This is a genomic window from Amycolatopsis sp. NPDC049688 (assembly GCF_040674975.1).
Lineage (GTDB): Bacteria > Actinomycetota > Actinomycetes > Mycobacteriales > Pseudonocardiaceae > Amycolatopsis.
In genome coordinates this window covers 191,879-210,184 of sequence record NZ_JBFANY010000002.1, presented here as the reverse complement: position 1 = coordinate 210,184, position 18,306 = coordinate 191,879, and the positions used below count along the sequence as shown (strand labels likewise).

The following is an 18,306-nucleotide window of genomic DNA, read 5'->3' as shown; positions in this document are numbered from 1 at the left end:
GCGCTAAGCCGCGGCCAAGGCCGCCGCGGCGGACCCCACCACCCTGTTCCGCCCGCCGTGTTTGGCCGCATACACGGCCGCGTCGGCGGACGCCATCACTTCCTCGATCGACGACCCGTCCAGCGGGTAGGCGGCGACGCCGATGGACGCCGTCTGCCGTTCGATGTCGACGGCGGCGCCCTCGTTGGTCGTGGTGCTGATGATCAGCTCGCTGACCCGTTGCCGGATCCGCTCCGCCGTCACGATGGCGTCCTCTTTGGACGTCGACGGCAGCAGCGCGACGAACTCCTCGCCGCCGAACCGGCCGACCAGGTCGTGCGCCCTGGTCTCCTGTTTGACCACGGCGGCGACCGCCTTGAGCACGTCGTCCCCCGCGAGGTGCCCGTAGGTGTCGTTGATCCGCTTGAAGTGGTCGAGGTCGATCATCATGGCGCCGAAGCTGCCGTTCTCGCGCGCGGCGCGCGAGATCTCGCGCTGGGCGCCGTCCTGCCAGGTGGTGGCGTTGAGCAGCTGCGTCTTCTGGTCGGTGGTGGCCAGCTCCTCCAGCCGCTTGATCAGCACGGACCGCTGCAGCACGTACAGCGGCAGGATGACCAGCACCGACAGCAGCGGCTCGTGGCCGAGCACCATCACCAGCAGGCCGCCGACGCACAGCGTGGACAGCTCGAGGAGGTTGTCGTCCATGCCGCCCAGGCAGCTTTCGACCGTCGCCTCGTCCGGGTTGGCGAGGTAGAGGCCGAGTCCGGTGAGGGCCGCGTTGACCACGAAGTACACCAGCACCGCGATCGAGACGGTGACGACGCTGAGCTCGGGCGAGTACAGCGTGACCAGGCCGGCCGAGCACGCCGACAGCGTCGCGCTGGTGGCGTTCGCGGCGACCCGGTGCGGCTGGCCCGGGCGGGTGCCCGACCAGCTGCGCAGCGCCAGGCCGACGTACAGCGTCACCCCGAGCAAGGTGACCAGCTGCGTCGGCAGGAGCAGCGCGGCGGGCAGCAGCCACACCGACGTCATGTTCATGTGCGGGCCGTCGCTCAGGATCCGGCGCTGGCGCTCGATCCGGCGGCTGACCTCGGTTTGGGCCAGTGCGAGGGCCCCCAGCAGGCCCAGGATGCCCAGGTGCTTCAACGTGACCGGGGTGGTGACCGTGGCGACGGCCGTCCAGCCCACCAGTACTGCGATCGCCGCGAGCGTGACGGCGATCCAGCGGGGCGGCCGCCGCCACAGCGCCCAGCCCGCAACACCAGAAATCACGCCTTGTCCAGACCGTTCCCCCAATGTGACCATTTTTCCCCCAAACCCTTGCGCTCGGTGGTGGTGATGAACCACTCACGCACAGTTTCAGCCCGTTTGCCGTCTGTCCACAAGGGCCTTAGGTGTGTACATTTTCCGGGACGCCGGATCGAAGGGTGGCCAGCGATGCGTTCCAGAGATCAGTGAGCCGGAGCCGCGCCGCAAGGTCGCGATGACGAAGCCAGCGTGTCGAGCGTGTTCAGGCGTGTTCGGCGCGCTGGGTCTCATAGTCGTGCCCGCTTCCGCCTGCCCTTGAAACCCGCGCTCGCCGCCACGCCAGAGCGAGCGGCGCCGTAAGTATCAATCCGGCAACGCCGAAGATGCCGACAGTCGTTTGCGCCCCGAAGTAGTCCGTCAGCACCCCGCCGATGAGCGGGCTCAGGCCGAGCATCGTCGTCAGCCCGGTGTTGGACAGTCCCATCGTCTGCGCGCGGTTCTCGTCCGGAACCGCCAGCGTCAGCGACGCCGTCGCCTGCAGCAGCGCGACCGCGCCGAACGCCCCGGACAGGACGAACAGGACGATCGAGACCCACGGGCCGGGCTGGGCGAAGCCGACCAGCATGGGCACCCCGCACGCCGCCGACAGCGGGGCGATCAGCTTCGGCCGGGCGTCGGCCGGCACCCACCGCGTGAAGATGAACGTGCCGATCACGCTGCCCACCGGGTCGGCCGCGAGCAGCAGCCCGACGAGCTCGGGGCCGCCGCCGGCCGAGGCCACGTACGGCGCGGCGATCCCCTCGTAGACCGGCAGCAGGCCCATCAGCCAGGTGAACAGCACCAGCGTCCGCAGCGCGGGGCTGGCGAACGCCACCCGGCCACCGGCCCCGATCGTGGCGAAGAACGACTTCCGGGTCTCCGCGTTCGCGGCGGCCGGGCGGGGGCGCACGCCGAACCGGACGAAGGCCGCGGACAGCAGGAACGTGACGGCGTCGAGCACCAGTGCCACGTGCGGGTCGAGGGCCAGCAGCAGCGCGCCGCCGCCGGCGAACCCGAGCAGCTGCGCCGTCTGGACCGTCATGGTCCGCACGCCCATCCCGACGACGAACCGGTCGCCCTCCAGGACCTGCGGCAGCAGCGCGAGCTGGGCGGCCTTGAACGGCGGGTTCAGCAGGGAGACGCCGCCGACGAGCACGCAGACCACCCAGAACGGCAGCTCGGGCACGGCGACCAGCAGGATCAGCCCGGCGCGCACCAGGTCGACGGCGACCATCACGGTCCGCCGCGAGAACCGGTCGGCGAGACCGGTCAGGAAGATGCCGCCGATCAGCGACGGGGCGAAGGTCAGCGCGTAGGTGAGACCCGTCAGCGTGGCGGAACCGGTGGTGGTGAACACCAGGATCGACAACGCGACTCTCGCCAGCTGGTCACCGGCGATCGACAACAGTTCCGCGAACCAGAGCGCCCGGAACTCGGCGATCCCGAACACCTCGCGGAACGTGACCCGGTCCGGCGGTGCTGCCATGCGTTTCTCCGACTCCGTGTGCAGACCGTGCCCCGCCTCGGACCAGTCGTCGATTTGACCGGCTGGTCACCAGGCCGTCACGGTACGTGAGTTCCCCCAGCCAGTGTCCCGTGACAGTTGGTAAATCTCTAGGTTCTTTCGCTGGTATCCAAGGTGTCACGGAGCTTTCCCGAACGGGTCAGACGATAGCCCGCAGTGTCTGACCGGTCGCCCAGGAGTCACCGGTGGATCATTCCGTACCAGTTGGTCGGTCGCCAGAGGCAAAAGTAGCCACCTCGCGTTCGCGAGGTGGCCACCGGGGAGAAACGGACACGCTCAGCCCGCCCGGCGCGCGCGTTCGATGACCTCGATCGACGCGCGGACCTGCTCGAAGCTCGGCGGCACGGCCCGGTTGAAGACGACGGTCAGGGACCGCCGCGGGATGACCACGAACTCGACGTCGACCCCGGCCGCCTCCGCGGCGGCCTCGACGACGTCCCGCCAGTGCTCGGGGTCGATCCCGTCCGGGTCGGCCCATTCGTGGGCGAAGATCGCCCAGTTCCCCTCCAGGAGGGTGCCGACCACGTCCTGCGCGGTGTGGACGCGGTGCGGCGAACCGATCTCATCGGCCAAGTATTCGCAGGTCACGGCAGGTAGCTGAGGCCCGGGCGCCTCGGTGGACGAAGGTCAAGTTCGCTCCTTTCGCCGGTGTACCCCAGGACTTCGGAGCCGCGGGCGGGGCGGATGGGTTCCGTCCTGTGGGAAGGGCTTCCGGCGCCGGAAGCCCGGCGTAGCTTCGGGTTCGTGGCCGATCTCCCGCCGTTCACCCTGGCTGTCGTGGGCGCCGGACCCCGCGGGGTCGGCGTCCTCGAACGGCTCGGCGCGAACGCCGGGGAACTGCTCGGCGGCCGCCGGCTCGAGGTGCACCTGATCGACCCGTTCCCGCCCGGCCCCGGCCGGGTGTGGCGCTACGACCAGTCACCGCTGCTGCGGATGAACTCGATGCCCGAGGACGTCACGATGTTCACCGACGACTCGGTGACGATGGCGGGCCCGGTGCGGCCGGGACCGTCGCTGCTGGAGTGGGCGCGGAAGGTGCGTGACGGCGGGCTCGAGGCCGAAGTGCCCGCCGACGTCGTCGCCGAGCTGACCGCGCTCGACCCCTTCGACTTCCCCACCCGGCGCCTGCAGAGCGCCTACCTGACCTGGGTGTACCGGCACGTCGTGGCGGACCTGCCCGGCGGCGTCGACGTCGTCGAGCACGCGGCCCGGGCGACCGGGGTGGCCGGGAACACCGTCAGCCTGTCCGACGGCTCGGCGATCGCCGCGGACGCCGTCGTGTTCACCGTCGGGCACCTCGACGCCGAACCCGACGAGCGGGAGCGCGAGCTGGTCTCGTTCGCCGCGCGGCACGGGCTCGCCTACTACCCGGCCGGCTACACCGCCGACGTCGACTACTCCGCCATCGCCCCGGGCGAGACCGTGCTCGTGCGGGGCTTCGGGCTCGCGTTCGTCGACCTGATGCTGCTGCTGACCGAGGGCCGCGGCGGCCGGTTCGAGGAGCGGCCCTGCGGCGGCCTCCGCTACCACCCGAGCGGCGCCGAGCCGGTGCTGCACGTCGGCTCCCGGCGTGGGGTGCCCTACCACGCGAAGATCGGCTACCGGCTGCGCGGGAAACCGTTGCGGCTGCTCAGGTTCTTCGACGCCTACGCGATCGACGAGCTGGCCGGCGCCGCCCTCGACTTCCGCCGGGACGTCTGGCCGCTGATGGCGAAGGAACTGGCCTGGGGCTACTACAGCGAGCTGTTCACCGGGCACCCCGAGCGGGTGCGGCTGGACTTCGCGGTGTTCGCCGACGCCTTCGCCGACCTGGCCTGGGATTCGCCGGCCATGCGCGAGCTCGTCGAGCGCGCGGTGCCCGCCGAGGCCGACCGGCTCGACCTCGACCGGCTGGACCGGCCGCTGCACGGCCGCGAGTTCGGTACGGCGGAGGAGTTCGGCAAGGAACTGCGGGAGTACGTCGAAGCCGACCTGGCGCGCCGGGCGGACCAGGAGTTCAGCGCCGACCTGGGTGCGTTCATGGCCCTGCTGTCGGTGTACGCGCAGTTGCCGACGCTGGTCCGGAAAGGACGGTTGGACGCCGCCTCCCAGGTGTCCGATATGGACGGTTGGTTCCACGGGTTCTTCTCGTACTACGCCAGCGGACCGCCCCCGCGCCGCTTGGAGGAACTCCTGGCGCTGCACGAGGCGGGGCTGGTTTCCTTCGTGGGCGCGGAAATGCGGGTCACGGCGGAGAACGGCGTGTTCGTGGCTGCTTCGGCGAGCCACCCGGAGACGGTGCGGGCCCGCACGCTCGTCGAAGCGCGGCTGCCGGGCCCGAGCGTGACCCGCGCGGCCGACAGCCTCCTCCGGCAGCTGCGCGACACGGGCGAACTGGCCGAGGAGACCGTGGGAGACCCGGTGACGGGCGCGTTGCTGCCGTCGGGACGGATCCACACGCGCGTGTCGGACTCCCGCCTGCTCGACGCGACGGGCCGCGCCCACCCGCACCGGTTCGCGGTGGGCCCGCACACGAGCGCCCGCTCGGCGGCGGCGTTCACCCGGCCGCGGACGAACGCCCTGTCCTTCCGCCAGAACGACGCCGTGGCGCGGGAAATCCTGACGCTGGTCAACCCGCCCAGCTGACGACGTCGGCCAGGACCTGTTCGGGCGAGGGCATTCCGGCGATTTCCCGTGCGACACCCTGAGCGATTTCCCGCGGCTTCGGGTCGGTCAGGAGGGTGTGGGCTGCGGTCTTGATCGCGTCGATCCGGACCGCGTCGCCGGCCAGCGCCTTCGCGGCGCCGAGCGCGCTGAGGGTCTCGGCGTTGGCGAACTGGTCGGCGCCCTGCGGCAGGATCAGCTGCGGCAACCCGGCCGCGAGGGCGGCGAGGGTCGTGCCCGTGCCACCGTGGTGCACCACCAGACCGGCGTGCTTCAGTACCTCGGCCTGCGGCACGAACCCCGCGACCCGGACGCGGTCCGGGACGGGGTCCAACGCCGCGGGATCACCCGGACCGAGCGCCACCAGCACGTCGAACTCCGCCAGGGCGCGGATCGCGCCGCGCAGCACCTGCGTGGCGCCGTAGACGACGGTGCCGAGCGTCAGGTAGACGAAGCCGTCGTCCGGAAGGGGCGGCAGCGGGACGTCGGGGTCGTGCGGCGTCGGGCGCATCCGGAAGATCTCGGGGACGCCGGCGGTACCGGGATCGCGGACGCTGTCGGGCCAGACGTCGACGCAGGCATCGCCCAGCAGCGCATCGGCAGGCAGCTCGCCCCACAGCGGCCGCAGCCGGTCGGCGGCCACGGCCAGCACGTCCGGCGGCATCGACCGCCCGATCACGACCGAGACGGCGGGGAGCCCCGCCCGCCGCGCCGCGATCCCGGCGCCGACGTCGCTCATCTCGTAGATGACGAGGTCGGGCCGAAGCTCCGGGAGCAGCGGCGTCAGGTCGTCGAGCAGGGACTGCGGCAGGAGCTCGCCGAACATCGTGATGCCGACGTCGAGGAAGCCGGCGTCCTCGCCGTGCCGCCGCTTGGCCTCGGTTTCGGCCTCACCGATCCCGATCCCGGCGCGGTGGGCTTCGAACCCGAGGTCCCGAACCTTGGGGACAAAGGCGTCGCCGGTACCGAAGACGACTTCGTGCCCGGCGGCTTTCGCGGCGTCGGCCAGCGGCAGCAGCGGGAAGAGGTGGCCGTACGCCGGGCGGCACGTGAAGAGGATCCGCACTCACCCGAGCGTACTGGTCAGCCCGGCCGAGCGGAGCGATTTGCTGCACGACGGAGCGTTTGTCGACTTGGAGCCGAAACTAGCGCCGTGGGGCACGTTCCAACAACTGTTCCGCGCTCCTGACCAGGCCTAACGGGAAAACAGGGGTTCTGTACGCAGTCTGTGCTAGTGTTGTAATCGGGTTACTATCGCTCCCTCGTTCATCTCAGATGGGAGCAAAATTGCCCGGTTCGCGTGCCAGAAGCTTCCGCTTCGGCGACAAAGTGTGGGTGCGGATGTCAGGCCACGATATCTGGAGTCCGGGGCGCGTCGTAAGGGTTGAGCAACTCGATTCACGTCCGGCGTACCGTTACGCAGAAGTCAAGGTCGCGACCAGCTTGCGAGCGCGCATCGGTTTTATCGAAGGCCTCCGCCTGATTCCCGCGGGAACACCCATCTATCACCAAGCCGCGGCTGATGGGCTCAGTCTTGTCAGAGGTGACTCGCGATGGGATCCGTTCGGCGTGAAGCCGTTCATGACGCCGGCCGAATTCCGGGTGATGGGCGGGGTCGCCCGATGTCCGATGACATCGATACCGGGGGCCGCGCAAGTCGGGGCGTACCAGTCGGCGACTTCATATGACCCGGGCGATCCGGTGTGGGCCTGGGAAGACGGATGGCGCAAGGCTGAAGTCATGGAAGCCAAGCCATCCTGGGTGACGGTCAGCTACCTTGAGGGATTCCGGCGGGACAACGGCTGGTCGACCAAGAGCTACCGTCCTTTCGAGGTTTGGCCGGTGATCTGCGACTACCCCGAACCGGTCCGGAAAATCACCATCGGACAGGAATGGCTGCGGAAACCGGAGCCCCGGCACACACCGAGGTTCCGGTAGACCATCAGCCGACCTTCTGCGCCGAACGTCCGGGAATCGCCGCGAGCAGTTCCTTCGTGTACTCCGATTCCGGTTCCGCCAGCACCCGTCCCGCCGGTCCCAGCTCCACCAGGACGCCGTCCCGCAGGACGCCCACCTGGTCCGCGAGCTGCCGCACCACCGCCAGGTCGTGCGAGATGAACAGGTACGACAACCCCAGCGATGACTGCAGCTCCGCCAGCAGCCGCAAGATCTGGGCCTGCACCGACACGTCCAGCGCCGACACCGGTTCGTCGCACACCACCAGGTCCGGCTGCAGCGCCAGCGCGCGGGCGATCGCCACCCGCTGGCGCTGGCCGCCCGACAGCTCCGCCGGCTTGCGGCGGGCCACCGACGCCGGCAGGGCCACCTGGTCGAGCAGCGAGGGGACCCGCGTGCGCGGCAGGCCGAACGCCCGCAGCGGCTCCGCGACGACGTCCTCGATCGAGAACTTCGGGTTCAGCGACGCGTACGGGTTCTGGTAGACGATCTGCATCCGCCGTCGCAGGCGGCGCAGTTCCGCACCGGCGAGGGAAGTGATGTCCTGGCCGTCGAACACCACCGAGCCCGCCGACGGCGTCTCCAGGCGCAGCACCATCCGGGCCGTCGTCGACTTGCCCGAACCGGACTCGCCGACCAGCGCGAGGGTCTGGCCGCGCGGGATGTCGAACGAAACGCCGTCCACCGCGCGGATTCCGTCGAACGTCTTCGCCAGGTCGCGCACCGACACCAGGGGCTCGGCGGCCGGCGCGGGAGGACGCGAAGCGCTCGTCATGCTCGGTGCCGCCGCCAGCAGCTGCCGCGTGTACGGGTGTGCCGGCGCGCTGACGACCGACGAACCCTCTTCGACCACCGAGCCCCCGGAGAGCACCACGATCCGCGACGCCCGGTCGGCGGCGACGCCGAGGTCGTGCGTGATCAGCAGGATCGCCGTCCCAGCCTCGGCCGCCAGCGAGGTCAGGTGGTCGAGGATCCGCCGCTGCACAGTGACGTCCAGCGCCGACGTCGGCTCGTCCGCGATGATCAGCTTGGGCCGCCCCGCCAGTGCGGCCGCGATCAGCACGCGCTGCCGCAGCCCGCCCGACAGCTGGTGCGGGTACTGCCGCGCGCGCCGCGCCGGCGCCGGCACACCGGCCCGTTCCAGCAGCTCGATCGCCTGCACCGAAGCCGACCGCCGGTCCGCGAGGCCGTGGATCTTCAGCACCTCGGCGACCTGGTCGCCGATCCGGTGCACCGGGTTGAGCGACACCGCCGGGTCCTGCGGCACCAGCGCGATCTCGCGCCCGCGCACCCGGCGCCACTGCCGGTCCGACAGCGAAAGCAGGTCCCGGCCGTCGAAGGTGATCGCACCGCCGTCGACCCGGCCGCCGCGCGGCAGCAGGCCGATCGCCGCGTGCGCGGTGGTCGACTTGCCCGAGCCCGATTCGCCGACGACCGCGACCACTTCACCGGCGCCGACGTCGAGGCTGACGTCGCGGACGGCCGGGACTCCTCCGTACGACACGGCCAGTTCCGAGATCCGCAGCAGGGTCATCGGTCTCCTCCGTCCAGCGCGCGGGACAGCCGGTTCGCGGACAGCACCACCGCGGCGACCGTCAGCCCCGGGAACGTCGTCATCCACCAGGCGGTGGCCAGGAAGCTGCGCCCGCCGGCGACGAGCGCACCCCACTCCGGTGTCGGCGGCGTCGCGCCGAAGCCGAGGAAGCTCAGCGCCGACACCTCGAGCACCGCCGTGCCGAGCGTGAGCGTCGCCAAGGCGAGCACCGGGCCCGCCGCGTTGGGGAGGACGTGCCGCAGCAGCACGCCCGACCAGCGCACTCCGGACGCCCGCGCCGCTTCGACGAACACGCCGCTGCGCACGCGAAGCACCTCCGCACGCATGACCCGCGCGAAGGACGCCAGGTTCGCGATGCCGACGGCGATCGCGACGTTCGTCGTGCCGAAGCCCAGCGCCGTGACCAGCGCCAGCGAGAGCAGGATCGGCGGGATGGCCAGGAAGACGTCGACGACCCGCATGATCGCGGTGTCCGCCCAGCCGCCGCGGAACCCGGCGAGCAGGCCGAGCGCGGAACCGGCCACCAGGGCCACGAGCACGGCGATGGCGGTCGCCCGCAGGGAGAGCGAGGCACCGTGGATCACCCGCGCGTAGACGTCCCGGCCGGTCTCGTCGGTGCCGAACAGGTGCGGCAGCGACGGGCCTTGCAGCCGCTCCTTGGGCACGCCGGTGATCGGGTCGTACCCGGTCAGCAACGCCGGCACGAACGCCGCCAGCAGCACGAACGCCAGCACGGCGACGGCCACCACCACGCCGGGTGCCACCTTCACCCGGCGCTTCGGAAGAGCCAGGTCAACCACGGGCCACCTCCGGGGTGCGGGCGATGCGGGGGTCGAGCACCGGGTACAGCAGGTCGACGACCAGGTTGAGCACCACGAACACCAGCGCGGCCAGCACGATCACCGCCTGCACGACCGGGACGTCCTGCGCGGTGACGGCGGCCGCGGTGATCCGGCCGACGCCGTCGCGCGAGAACACCGTCTCGGTGATCACCGACCCCGCGACCAGGTTGCCCGCCACCACCCCGGCGACGGTCAGCGTCGGCACGGCCGCGTTGCGCAGCAGGTGTCCGAAGTGGACGCGCCAGCGGCTCGCGCCCTTGGCCGCGGCGATCTCCGCGTACGGCTGCTCCTGCTGGGTGGCCAGGCTCTTCGCCAGCACCTGGCCGATGATCGCGCCGGCCGGCAGGGCGAGGGTGATGGCCGGCAGGATCAGCGCCGCGAACCCCTGTGTGCCCAGGGCGGGCAGTAGCCGCAGCCGGAACGAGAAGAACTGGATCAGCAGCAGCCCGACCCAGAACGGCGGCAGCGAGATCGCCAGGGACGGCAGCGACAGCAGCGCCTGCCGCAGCCAGCGGAACCGCGTGAACGTGCCGAGGAACGCCGAACCGCCGCCGAAGAGCACGGCGAACACCAGCGCCAGCCCGGTCACCGCGAGGGTCGGCGGCAGCGCCGTGACGACCATGTGCGTCGCGTCGTCGCCGGTGGCGACGCTGCGCCCGAAGTCGCCGTGCAGGGCCGAGAGCAAGCGTTTCAGGTACTGGACGGGCAACGGCGAGTCGAGACCGTATTCCGCGCGAGCGGCGGCGAGCTGCTCGGGCGTCGCCGACGAACCCGCCTCACCACTGGCGAGCTTCGCCGAAACGGCGTCACCCGGCAGCAGGTAGAGGATCAGGAACGACAGCGTGAACGCCGCCCACAGCACGAACACCGCCTGCCCGACGCGGCGGAGCAGGTAGCGCCTCACGACAGCCACGCGTCGAACAGCTGCAGCCGTGACGACGCCTCGAAGTCGACGGCGTGCGCCTTCGAACTCAGCGCGACGACCTGGGTCAGCTCGAACACCGGGATCGCGTAGGCGTGCTCGATGATCAGCTTCTGCGCCTCGTCGGCCGACGGCTTGCGCTTCGCGATGTCCACAGTGGACGACTGGGCGTCGAGTGCGACGTCGAGGGGGTTGCCAGGGGCGAGCTTGCTGCGGTTGCCGGCCTTGGTGGAGAACTGGCCGCGCAGGATGTCCGGGTCGGCCCGGGTGACGTTGTACCAGAGGAAGTCGTAGTTGCCGGACAGCTGGATCTGCGTGGTCTCGGCGGTGGTGTGCTGCTCGATCTTCAGGTCGAAGCCGATCTTGCGCAGCTGCTGCTGGACCAGCTCCAGCACGCTGCGGTTCTGGTTGAACACCGGCGAGAACACCACAGCCGCGCTCAGCCGCTGTCCGTTCTTCGTGCGGATCCCGTCGGCGCCGGGCACCCAGCCGTCGCCGTCCAGGAGTGCGGCCGCGGCCTTCGGGTCGTACGCCAGCTGCTGCGAGAGGTCGCCGGCCAGCGGTGTCGCCGAGCCGAGGATGCTCGTGGCCGCCTTGTAGTTCGGCGTCAGCACGGTGTTCACGACCTCGGTGCGGTCGACGCCCTTGAGCACGGCCTGGCGCACCTTCTCGTCGGTGAGCACGCCGCGGGTGGTGTTCGCGTGCAGGTTGAACACGACACCGGGGTTGGGGCGAACGTTCTCGCTGAACCCGTTGCCGGCGAACTGCGGCTCGTCGACCGGCTGGATGTCGGTGGCCGCGTCGAGCTGGCCGGAGGCGAGGCTGCCGGTGCGGACGCCGGGCTCGGGCACGATCTTGTAGTCGATCTTGTCGAGGTAGGCCTCGCCCTGGTGCTTGAACAGCGACGAGCCCCAGGCGTAGTCCTTGCGCTTGGCCAGGACGATCTCCTGGTTCTGCTTCAGGTTTTCGAAGACGAACGGCCCGGAGCCGATCAGGCCGTCGCCCTGGCAGCGCTGTTCCGGCGTCTTCCGGAACGCCGCCGGGGCCAGGACGCCGAGCGACACCGTCGAGCTGGCCTGCAGGAACTGCGCGCTGGGCGAGGAGAACTCGAGGCGCACGGTCTGCGGGTCGACGACGGTCGAGGCCTGGTACGCGGCCAGGTAGCCGAAACCGAGCTGAGCCTTCGTACCGAGGGCCTTGATGCCGTCGAAGCTGGTCTTCACGGCGGCGGCGTCGACCGGGGTGCCGTCGGAGAAGGTCGCGCCGGGGCGCAGGTGAAAAGTGAACGCCGTGGAATCGGCGTTGCTCTCCCACTTCTCGGCCAGCCACGGCTTGATCTCGCCGGTCGTCTTGTCCTGGTCGGTCAGCGAGTCGACGAGCTGGCGGGCGACGTTGATGGCCGCGTTCGTGGCGACCTGCTGCGGGTCGAGGCAGTCGGGCGCGGACGAGATGCCCAGGCGCAGCGTGCCGCCGGGCCGGGGCGGCCCGGAAGCGGCCTGTTCGGTGCCCGCGGCGGCGCACGCGGTCAGCAGGACGGGCAGGGCGAGCAGGGCCACGGCGTTGCGGGCGCGGGAAAGCAGGGACACCGGACGGCCTCCAGCGGGAGTGGTTGCGTCTTCAACCGCCGACGCTAACCACGCGCTGAAGGCCGTCTCACCAGGCGAACCGCGGTCCCATTCCCTGGCACCGCAAGGATTTCCCCTTGACAGCGCTCAGCAGCGGCCGAGCATGTCCGTCAACGCCGTCTTCTCCGCGGAGTTGACCGTCAGCTTGAACTTGTACTTCACCGCGACCCACATCTTCGCGTAGGTGCACCAGTAGCCGACGAGCGGCGGCTTCCAGGCGTCCGGCGACTTGTCGCCCTTCTCCTGGTTCACGTTGTCCGTCACGGCGATCAGCTGCGGGTCGGTGAGGTCGTTCGCGAACGCCTGGCGCTGCGCGGTCGTCCACGACGACGCGCCGGTGCGCCACGCGTCGGCCAGCGGCACGACGTGGTCGATGTCCACATCGGACGCCGCCGTCCAGGTCGCGCCGTCGTAGGGGCTGACCCACTTGCCGGAGGTCGCGGCGCAGCTGGAGTCGGTCACCACGTTCGTGCCGTCGCGCTTCAGCACCACTTCGCGGGTGTTGCAGCTGTTGCCCTGGTCGATCCAGTGCGGGAACTTGTCGCGGCTGTAGCCGGTCAGCGAGCCGTCGGCCTTGACGGTGAGGGCCGCGAGCTCGGACTTCGCGGTGGTCGCCGACGGGATGCCCGGCGGGGTCGCGTCTGCGACGCCGGCCAGGGTTCCGGACAACACCGCGGTGACGGCGAGAACGGTGAACGAATGACGAACAGCGCGCCTGGTTGGCATTTTGCTGCCTCCGGGTCAGAAGTGGGGACAGCTAACCCTGAGGCACGCGAATGGCGCGTACAACACGTATAGGTGACATGTTGCTGTCCGTCAAACGGCGCCTCGCACCAGCCGGAGGTCCTCGGTGTGCCGGTACCAGGTCCACTTGTTCACGGCGCGGTCGTAGACGACGTCGTCGCGCACCGGCCGGGTCGGGATGCAGCCGATCTGGAACGCCCGCGAGTACAGCGTCGACGGCCGCTTGAAGAACGTCCCCTTCACGACGCGCACGGCCATCCCGGGCCCGCCCGGGTCCGGCGTCACCTCGATCGACGCGGCCGGCCCGCGCAGCGCGACCTGCTCGTCGGCGTAGGCCACCCCGCGGACCATCCGCAGCTGCCCGCGCCCGACGAGCACGCCGCCGACGTCGTCGCGGATCAGCGGCACCGGGTCGACCTCGCCGCGCAACGCCAGGGCGAGCGCCCGCAGCGGCGTCTTCGGCAGGCCCCAGAGCGCGCCGACGACCGAATCCGGCGACGACGGCACGAACCCGACCGACACGCCGGAGACGGCGTCCTTCCGCAGCAGCCGCACCACCACGGCGGCGAGGTCCGCGTCCGTGCCCGAGACGACCAGGTGATCGTGTTCGCCCAGCAAGGGGTCGATTTCCGCCTTGCCGGGGCGGCTCGGCACGCGGATCGACTCGACGTCGTCGACCTCCTCGAAGCCGGCTGCCTCGTCGCCACAGGCCACCACTATTCCGCGCACCCGCGGGTCCTCCGTTACAGTCATGCACCGGCATTTAGCAGCGCCACCGGTGTCCGTCCGGGACACTTAACCTCAGTCGTCGAACACCTGGAGTGTCACATGCCGGCCATCGTGCTCATCGGTGCCCAATGGGGAGACGAAGGCAAGGGCAAGGCCACCGACCTGATGGGTGACCGCGTCCAGTGGGTCGTCCGCTACCAGGGTGGCAACAACGCCGGTCACACGGTCGTCCTGCCGAACGGCGAGAACTTCGCCCTGCACCTCATCCCGTCCGGCATCCTGACCCCGGGCGTGACCAACGTCATCGGCAACGGTGTGGTGGTGGACCCGGGCGTACTGCTGGAAGAGCTGTCCGGCCTCGAAGCGCGGGACGTCGACACGTCCAAGCTGCTGATCTCGGCCGACGCGCACCTGATCATGCCGTACCACGTGGCCATCGACAAAGTCACCGAGCGCTACCTCGGCAGCCGCAAGATCGGCACCACCGGCCGCGGCATCGGGCCGTGCTACCAGGACAAGATCGCCCGCGTCGGCGTCCGCGTGCAGGACCTGCTGGACGAGAAGATCTTCCGCCAGAAGGTCGAAGCCGCGCTGGAGTTCAAGAACCAGGTGCTGGTGAAGGTCTACAACCGCAAGGCCCTCGACGCCGACCAGGTCGCCGACGAGGTGCTGGCCGCGGGCGAGAAGTTCGCGCACCGCATCGCCGACACGCGCCTGCAGCTGAACCAGGCCTTGGAGCGCGGCGAAACCGTGCTGCTGGAGGGCTCACAGGGCACGCTGCTGGACGTCGACCACGGCACGTACCCGTTCGTGACGTCGTCGAACCCGACGTCCGGCGGCGCGAGCGCCGGCTCGGGCATCGGCCCGGGCCGCATCACGACGGTGCTCGGCATCCTCAAGGCGTACACCACCCGCGTCGGCTCCGGCCCGTTCCCGACCGAGCTGCACGACGAGTCGGGCGAGTACCTGCGCAAGCAGGGCGGCGAGTTCGGCGTCACGACCGGCCGCTCGCGCCGCACGGGCTGGTTCGACGCGGTGATCGCGCGGTACGCGGTGCGCGTCAACGGCATCACCGACTACTTCCTCACGAAGCTGGACGTGTTGTCCGGCTTGGAGAAGGTTCCGGTGTGCGTCGGCTACGAAGTCGACGGATTCCGCACGCAGGACATGCCGATGACGCAGACCGACGTGCACCACGCGATCCCGATCTACGAAGAGCACCCGGGCTGGTTCGAGGACATCTCGGGCTGCCGCACGTTCGAGGAGCTCCCGGCGAACGCGCGGGCGTACGTCGAGCGCCTGGAAGAGCTTTCCGGCGCCCGGATTTCCGCGATCGGCGTCGGCCCGGGCCGCGACCAGACGATCGTGCGGCACCAGTTCGTCTAAGTCAGCTTGGTGCTGACGGGCGTTTCGTTGCGGAACAGGTCGAGCACCGGGCAGTGCTCGTCGACCTCGCGCTTGAGGTCTTCGTAGCGCTCCCGGCTCGCGGGCCCTTCGAGTTCGACCGACACCCGCACGTCCCCGAAACCGGGGCGGGTGTTGAAGGAGAAGCCGAAGAAGCCGTGCAGGTCGAGGTCGCCGTCGACGGTGACCTTGATCGAGTCGATCGGGATCCCGCGCTTCGCCGCCCAGAACTGGTAGGTGATGACCTGGCACGACCCGAGCGCGGCGAGCGCGTACTCGACGGGGTTGGCGGCCTGGTCGGTCCCGCCGAGCGCGGCGGGCTCGTCGACGGTGAAGGCGTGATCCCGCACGTTGACCTCGACTTCGGTCTTGGTGCCGGGCTTGAGAACGTGGCCGACGCTGAAGGAGACGGCGGCGTTGTGCGGATCCGCGTCGACGGCCTTGCGGGTGCCTTCGATGACTTCGGTCAGCGACATGGGCTCTCCTGAGTGATCGGTTTCGCCACAGAGTGGGCGAATCCCGCGCCCCTCGCTCGGGTTCTCAAGTCCTGGGAAGCCGGAAACCGGTGGCGTGGCTCGCTAGCTTGGGTGCATGACCATCGGAGTCACGCTTCCCCCGGGCGACACGGACTCGGCGCCCACCCTCGTCGACGACCTGTTCGGGGCAGGCGAGGCAGGCCGCCGACTCCCGAACGCGCCCCGCCCTTCCCTGGGGGGCCGGTCCCGCTTCCAGCGTATCGGTGCCTGGGGCGCGAAAGGGCGGTCCGCCGAAATCTGTGGACAACGCCGGCGCATGTGGATAACTCGGCCGGATTCGCCGCGAATTGCCGATACCGTCGGTGCGTGCCGGTAGACTGGAGCCGGGCACGCCCCCCAGGGAAGGGCGGGGAGCTCGGCTCCGCGCGCCGGGCGCAGTTGCCGTCGCGATCCGGCACCTGCGGAGCACCTCACCGTCCTCAAGCAGGTCTTCGCAGGGAAAGCCGTCGACTTCGACGGCGAGACCGTCCGGGCGCACCCGCCGGGTCCGTCCACTGTGGCCAGCGGCGGGGACGTCCCGGTCATCGTCGCCGCGATGGGGCCGCAGGCCTGTGCGTCACCGGTGAGCTCGCCGACGGTACGCTGCCGTTCCTCGCCGGGCCGAGAGCGCTTTCCGAAGAGATCGTCCCGGCCTTGCCCGCGGGCAAGCGGATCATCGCCGCCCTGCCGGCGATCGTCACCGACGATCCCGACACCATCCGCGCGCTGGCCGTCGAGCAGATGGCCAGCTACGGCCAGATCCCCTCCTACCGGCCGACCTCGCCATCATCGGCGACGAGAAGACCGTCCTCCGGTCGAGCGAAGAACGGCTCCGGACCTGGGAGGTCGTCAGCTCATTCGGTTCGTGAGGGTCGCGGTCACCGACATCTCCTCCAGGTCCAGCTCCCGCAGCACCTTCCGCAGCACCTCGTCGTCGAGCCGGCCCGCGCGGTTCTCCTCGATCATCGCCTTCCGCTGGGTGATCAGCAGCTCGCGCCGGGCCTTCGCGAACTGCGCCTGCGGACTGCCGGAATGCTCCTCGCCGGACAACGTGATCGCCGCCTTGGCGAACCGGTAGCGCATGTCGATCAGCCGCTGGAGCCGCTCCTTGAGCCGGTCGACCTTCTCCTGCGGCAGGTCCAGCGAAGCCAGCCGCTCGCGGCTGAGCTCACGCAGCCGGTCCTGCGCCGCCTTCTTCGCGACTTCCCGAGCCGCGAGTTCCTCGGCTTCGTCCCGCGACGCCTCCTCCGGGTCCTCCACCTTCAGCGCCCGGATCAGCGGCGGCAGCGTCAGTCCCTGGATCAGCACCGTGCCGATGGCCACGGTGAACGCGAACAGCTGGATCTCCTCGCGGGCCGGGGCGTCCGCCGGGACGCCGGCCGCGGCGGCGAGCGTGACGACCCCGCGCATGCCGGTCCACGACACCACCGCCAGCGTCCGCCACGACGGCGCCGAGCGGTCGCGGCCGAACAGCCGGACCGTCTGCGGCAGATACGCCGAGACGAACACCGCCGGGATGCGCACCAGCATCGTCACCGCGAGCACCGCCACCGCGACCAGGGCGAGCGTCCCGTTGTCGCGGGCCGCGTGCTGCGCTCCTTCCAGGACGAACGGCAGCTGCAGGCCCATCATCGCGAACACCAGCGCCTCCAGCAGGACGTCGATCGACGCCCACACGGATCTGTCCTGCATGCGCGTCGCCGGGGACGCGTACAGCGCGCGGTGGCCCAGCAGCAGCCCGGCCGCGACGACGGCGAGCACGCCGGACCCGCTGAAGTCGTCGCTGAAGGGGTGCAGGTGCTCGGCGGTGACGTACGCGGCGAACGGCACGATGATCCCGAACGCCGACTCCATCAGCGGGTCGTCGAGCTGCCGCCGGATCAGCACCACCAGCGCGCCGATCGCCAGGCCGACGCCGATGCCCAGCACGGTCGCGACCCCGAACACCGCGAACCCGTGCCCGGCCGAACCCGCGGTGCCCGCGACGGCGGCGAGCGCGACCTTGTAGAGCGTCAGCGCGGCGGCGTCGTTGACCAGGCTTTCGCCGGTCAGCACGGTCATCACCCGCCGGGGCAGGCCGAGCTTGCGGCCGATCGCGACCGCGGTCACCGCGTCCGGCGGCGCCACGACCGCGCCGAGGACCAGCGCGGACGCGAACGGCACGTCCGGCAGCAGCAGGTGCACGACCAAAGCGACGACCACGGCGGTCACCGCGACCAGCACCACGCCGAGCGCGACGATCGGCCGGAGCGCGCGTTTGAAGTGCGCCAGCGAGCTTTCCAGCGACGTCGAGTACAGCAGCGGCGGCAGGACCACGGTGAGCACCAGCTCGGGTTCCAGCTCGAACCGCGGCACCCCGGGGATCAGCGCGACGCCGAGCGCGACGACCACCACCAGCAGCGGGGCGGACAGGTTGCAGCGCCGGGCGAGCGCGGTCAGCGCGAGCGAGCCCGCGAGCACGCCCATCAGCGTCAGGATTTCCACCCGCCGGATCTTTCCGCAGGTCGCGCGGGGCCGCCGGACTTCCGCCCAGTGGAACCGCGCTGGATTCTGTCGGACCCCCTGTGCATACTTGTGCGC

The 18,306-nt window shown here is 70.5% G+C and carries 15 protein-coding genes; 3 read left to right on the top strand and 12 right to left on the bottom strand.

What is annotated here, in order from left to right; all coding sequences use genetic code 11:
* Positions 1 to 3 precede the first annotated feature (3 nt).
* The 3 genes from AB0J55_RS06900 to AB0J55_RS06890 form a co-directional block, all read right to left on the bottom strand.
* Positions 4 to 1,167 (bottom strand): GGDEF domain-containing protein, encoded by a 1,164-nt coding sequence (locus AB0J55_RS06900; RefSeq protein WP_364245925.1) that lies wholly within the window; start codon positions 1,165 to 1,167, stop codon positions 4 to 6.
* Positions 1,168 to 1,489: 322 nt separating this feature from the next.
* Positions 1,490 to 2,752, bottom strand: a complete 1,263-nt coding sequence (locus AB0J55_RS06895) for an MFS transporter (protein WP_364243925.1) — start codon at positions 2,750 to 2,752, stop codon at positions 1,490 to 1,492.
* A 315-nt stretch (positions 2,753 to 3,067) separates the two neighbouring features.
* Positions 3,068 to 3,379 carry a hypothetical protein gene (locus tag AB0J55_RS06890; RefSeq protein WP_364243922.1) on the bottom strand — a complete coding sequence of 104 codons (312 nt, stop codon included), beginning with the start codon at positions 3,377 to 3,379 and terminating at the stop codon, positions 3,068 to 3,070.
* A gap of 156 nt (positions 3,380 to 3,535) precedes the next feature.
* On the opposite strand from AB0J55_RS06890, the gene AB0J55_RS06885 reads away from it, so the two are divergent.
* Positions 3,536 to 5,416: an FAD/NAD(P)-binding protein gene (locus AB0J55_RS06885; protein WP_364243920.1), complete on the top strand. Its 1,881-nt coding sequence runs from the start codon at positions 3,536 to 3,538 to the stop codon at positions 5,414 to 5,416.
* On the opposite strand, the gene AB0J55_RS06880 is transcribed toward AB0J55_RS06885, so the two are convergent.
* A complete protein-coding gene (locus AB0J55_RS06880; protein WP_364243918.1) occupies positions 5,400 to 6,500 on the bottom strand; it encodes a glycosyltransferase in 1,101 nt (366 codons plus the stop codon). The two genes, AB0J55_RS06885 and AB0J55_RS06880, sit on opposite strands and share 17 nt — an antisense overlap.
* 221 nt (positions 6,501 to 6,721) lie before the next feature.
* On the opposite strand from AB0J55_RS06880, the gene AB0J55_RS06875 reads away from it, so the two are divergent.
* Complete coding sequence (locus tag AB0J55_RS06875) at positions 6,722 to 7,372, top strand: hypothetical protein (protein WP_364243916.1); 651 nt, start codon at positions 6,722 to 6,724, stop codon at positions 7,370 to 7,372.
* 4 nt (positions 7,373 to 7,376) lie between these two features.
* On the opposite strand, the gene AB0J55_RS06870 is transcribed toward AB0J55_RS06875, so the two are convergent.
* The 6 genes from AB0J55_RS06870 to AB0J55_RS06845 form a co-directional block, all read right to left on the bottom strand.
* Positions 7,377 to 8,924, bottom strand: a complete 1,548-nt coding sequence (locus tag AB0J55_RS06870; protein WP_364243913.1) for an ABC transporter ATP-binding protein — start codon at positions 8,922 to 8,924, stop codon at positions 7,377 to 7,379.
* Complete coding sequence (locus AB0J55_RS06865; RefSeq protein WP_364243911.1) at positions 8,921 to 9,745, bottom strand: ABC transporter permease; 825 nt, start codon at positions 9,743 to 9,745, stop codon at positions 8,921 to 8,923. Before AB0J55_RS06865 ends, AB0J55_RS06870 begins: the two co-directional genes overlap by 4 nt.
* Entirely contained in the window at positions 9,738 to 10,691 is a 954-nt protein-coding gene (locus tag AB0J55_RS06860) for an ABC transporter permease (protein ID WP_364245922.1), read from the bottom strand. Before AB0J55_RS06860 ends, AB0J55_RS06865 begins: the two co-directional genes overlap by 8 nt.
* Positions 10,688 to 12,295, bottom strand: a complete 1,608-nt coding sequence (locus AB0J55_RS06855; RefSeq protein WP_364243909.1) for an ABC transporter substrate-binding protein — start codon at positions 12,293 to 12,295, stop codon at positions 10,688 to 10,690. The genes AB0J55_RS06860 and AB0J55_RS06855 overlap by 4 nt, the downstream gene beginning before the upstream one ends.
* A 126-nt stretch (positions 12,296 to 12,421) precedes the next feature.
* Entirely contained in the window at positions 12,422 to 13,060 is a 639-nt protein-coding gene (locus AB0J55_RS06850) for an HNH endonuclease family protein (RefSeq protein ID WP_364243907.1), read from the bottom strand.
* 90 nt (positions 13,061 to 13,150) lie between these two features.
* On the bottom strand, positions 13,151 to 13,795 hold the full coding sequence (locus AB0J55_RS06845) for a hypothetical protein (protein ID WP_364245919.1): 645 nt from the start codon (positions 13,793 to 13,795) through the stop codon (positions 13,151 to 13,153).
* A gap of 111 nt (positions 13,796 to 13,906) precedes the next feature.
* On the opposite strand from AB0J55_RS06845, the gene AB0J55_RS06840 reads away from it, so the two are divergent.
* Positions 13,907 to 15,193 carry an adenylosuccinate synthase gene (locus AB0J55_RS06840; RefSeq protein WP_364243904.1) on the top strand — a complete coding sequence of 429 codons (1,287 nt, stop codon included), beginning with the start codon at positions 13,907 to 13,909 and terminating at the stop codon, positions 15,191 to 15,193.
* Here AB0J55_RS06840 and AB0J55_RS06835 read toward each other — a convergent pair.
* Both AB0J55_RS06835 and AB0J55_RS06830 read right to left on the bottom strand, forming a co-directional pair.
* Positions 15,190 to 15,687, bottom strand: a complete 498-nt coding sequence (locus AB0J55_RS06835) for an OsmC family protein (protein ID WP_364243901.1) — start codon at positions 15,685 to 15,687, stop codon at positions 15,190 to 15,192. The two genes, AB0J55_RS06840 and AB0J55_RS06835, sit on opposite strands and share 4 nt — an antisense overlap.
* 888 nt (positions 15,688 to 16,575) lie before the next feature.
* Positions 16,576 to 18,210: a Na+/H+ antiporter gene (locus tag AB0J55_RS06830; RefSeq protein ID WP_364243898.1), complete on the bottom strand. Its 1,635-nt coding sequence runs from the start codon at positions 18,208 to 18,210 to the stop codon at positions 16,576 to 16,578.
* Positions 18,211 to 18,306 lie beyond the last annotated feature (96 nt).

What these genes read in the sequence shown, in the direction of transcription:
- AB0J55_RS06895 (WP_364243925.1), bottom strand. Translation starts at nt 2,752, where the DNA reads ATGGCAGCACCGCCGGACCGGGTCACGTTCCGCGAGGTGTTCGGGATC.
- AB0J55_RS06840 (WP_364243904.1), top strand. Translation starts at nt 13,907, where the DNA reads ATGCCGGCCATCGTGCTCATCGGTGCCCAATGGGGAGACGAAGGCAAG.
- AB0J55_RS06835 (WP_364243901.1), bottom strand. Translation starts at nt 15,687, where the DNA reads ATGTCGCTGACCGAAGTCATCGAAGGCACCCGCAAGGCCGTCGACGCG.
- AB0J55_RS06870 (WP_364243913.1), bottom strand. Translation starts at nt 8,924, where the DNA reads ATGACCCTGCTGCGGATCTCGGAACTGGCCGTGTCGTACGGAGGAGTC.
- AB0J55_RS06850 (WP_364243907.1), bottom strand. Translation starts at nt 13,060, where the DNA reads ATGCCAACCAGGCGCGCTGTTCGTCATTCGTTCACCGTTCTCGCCGTC.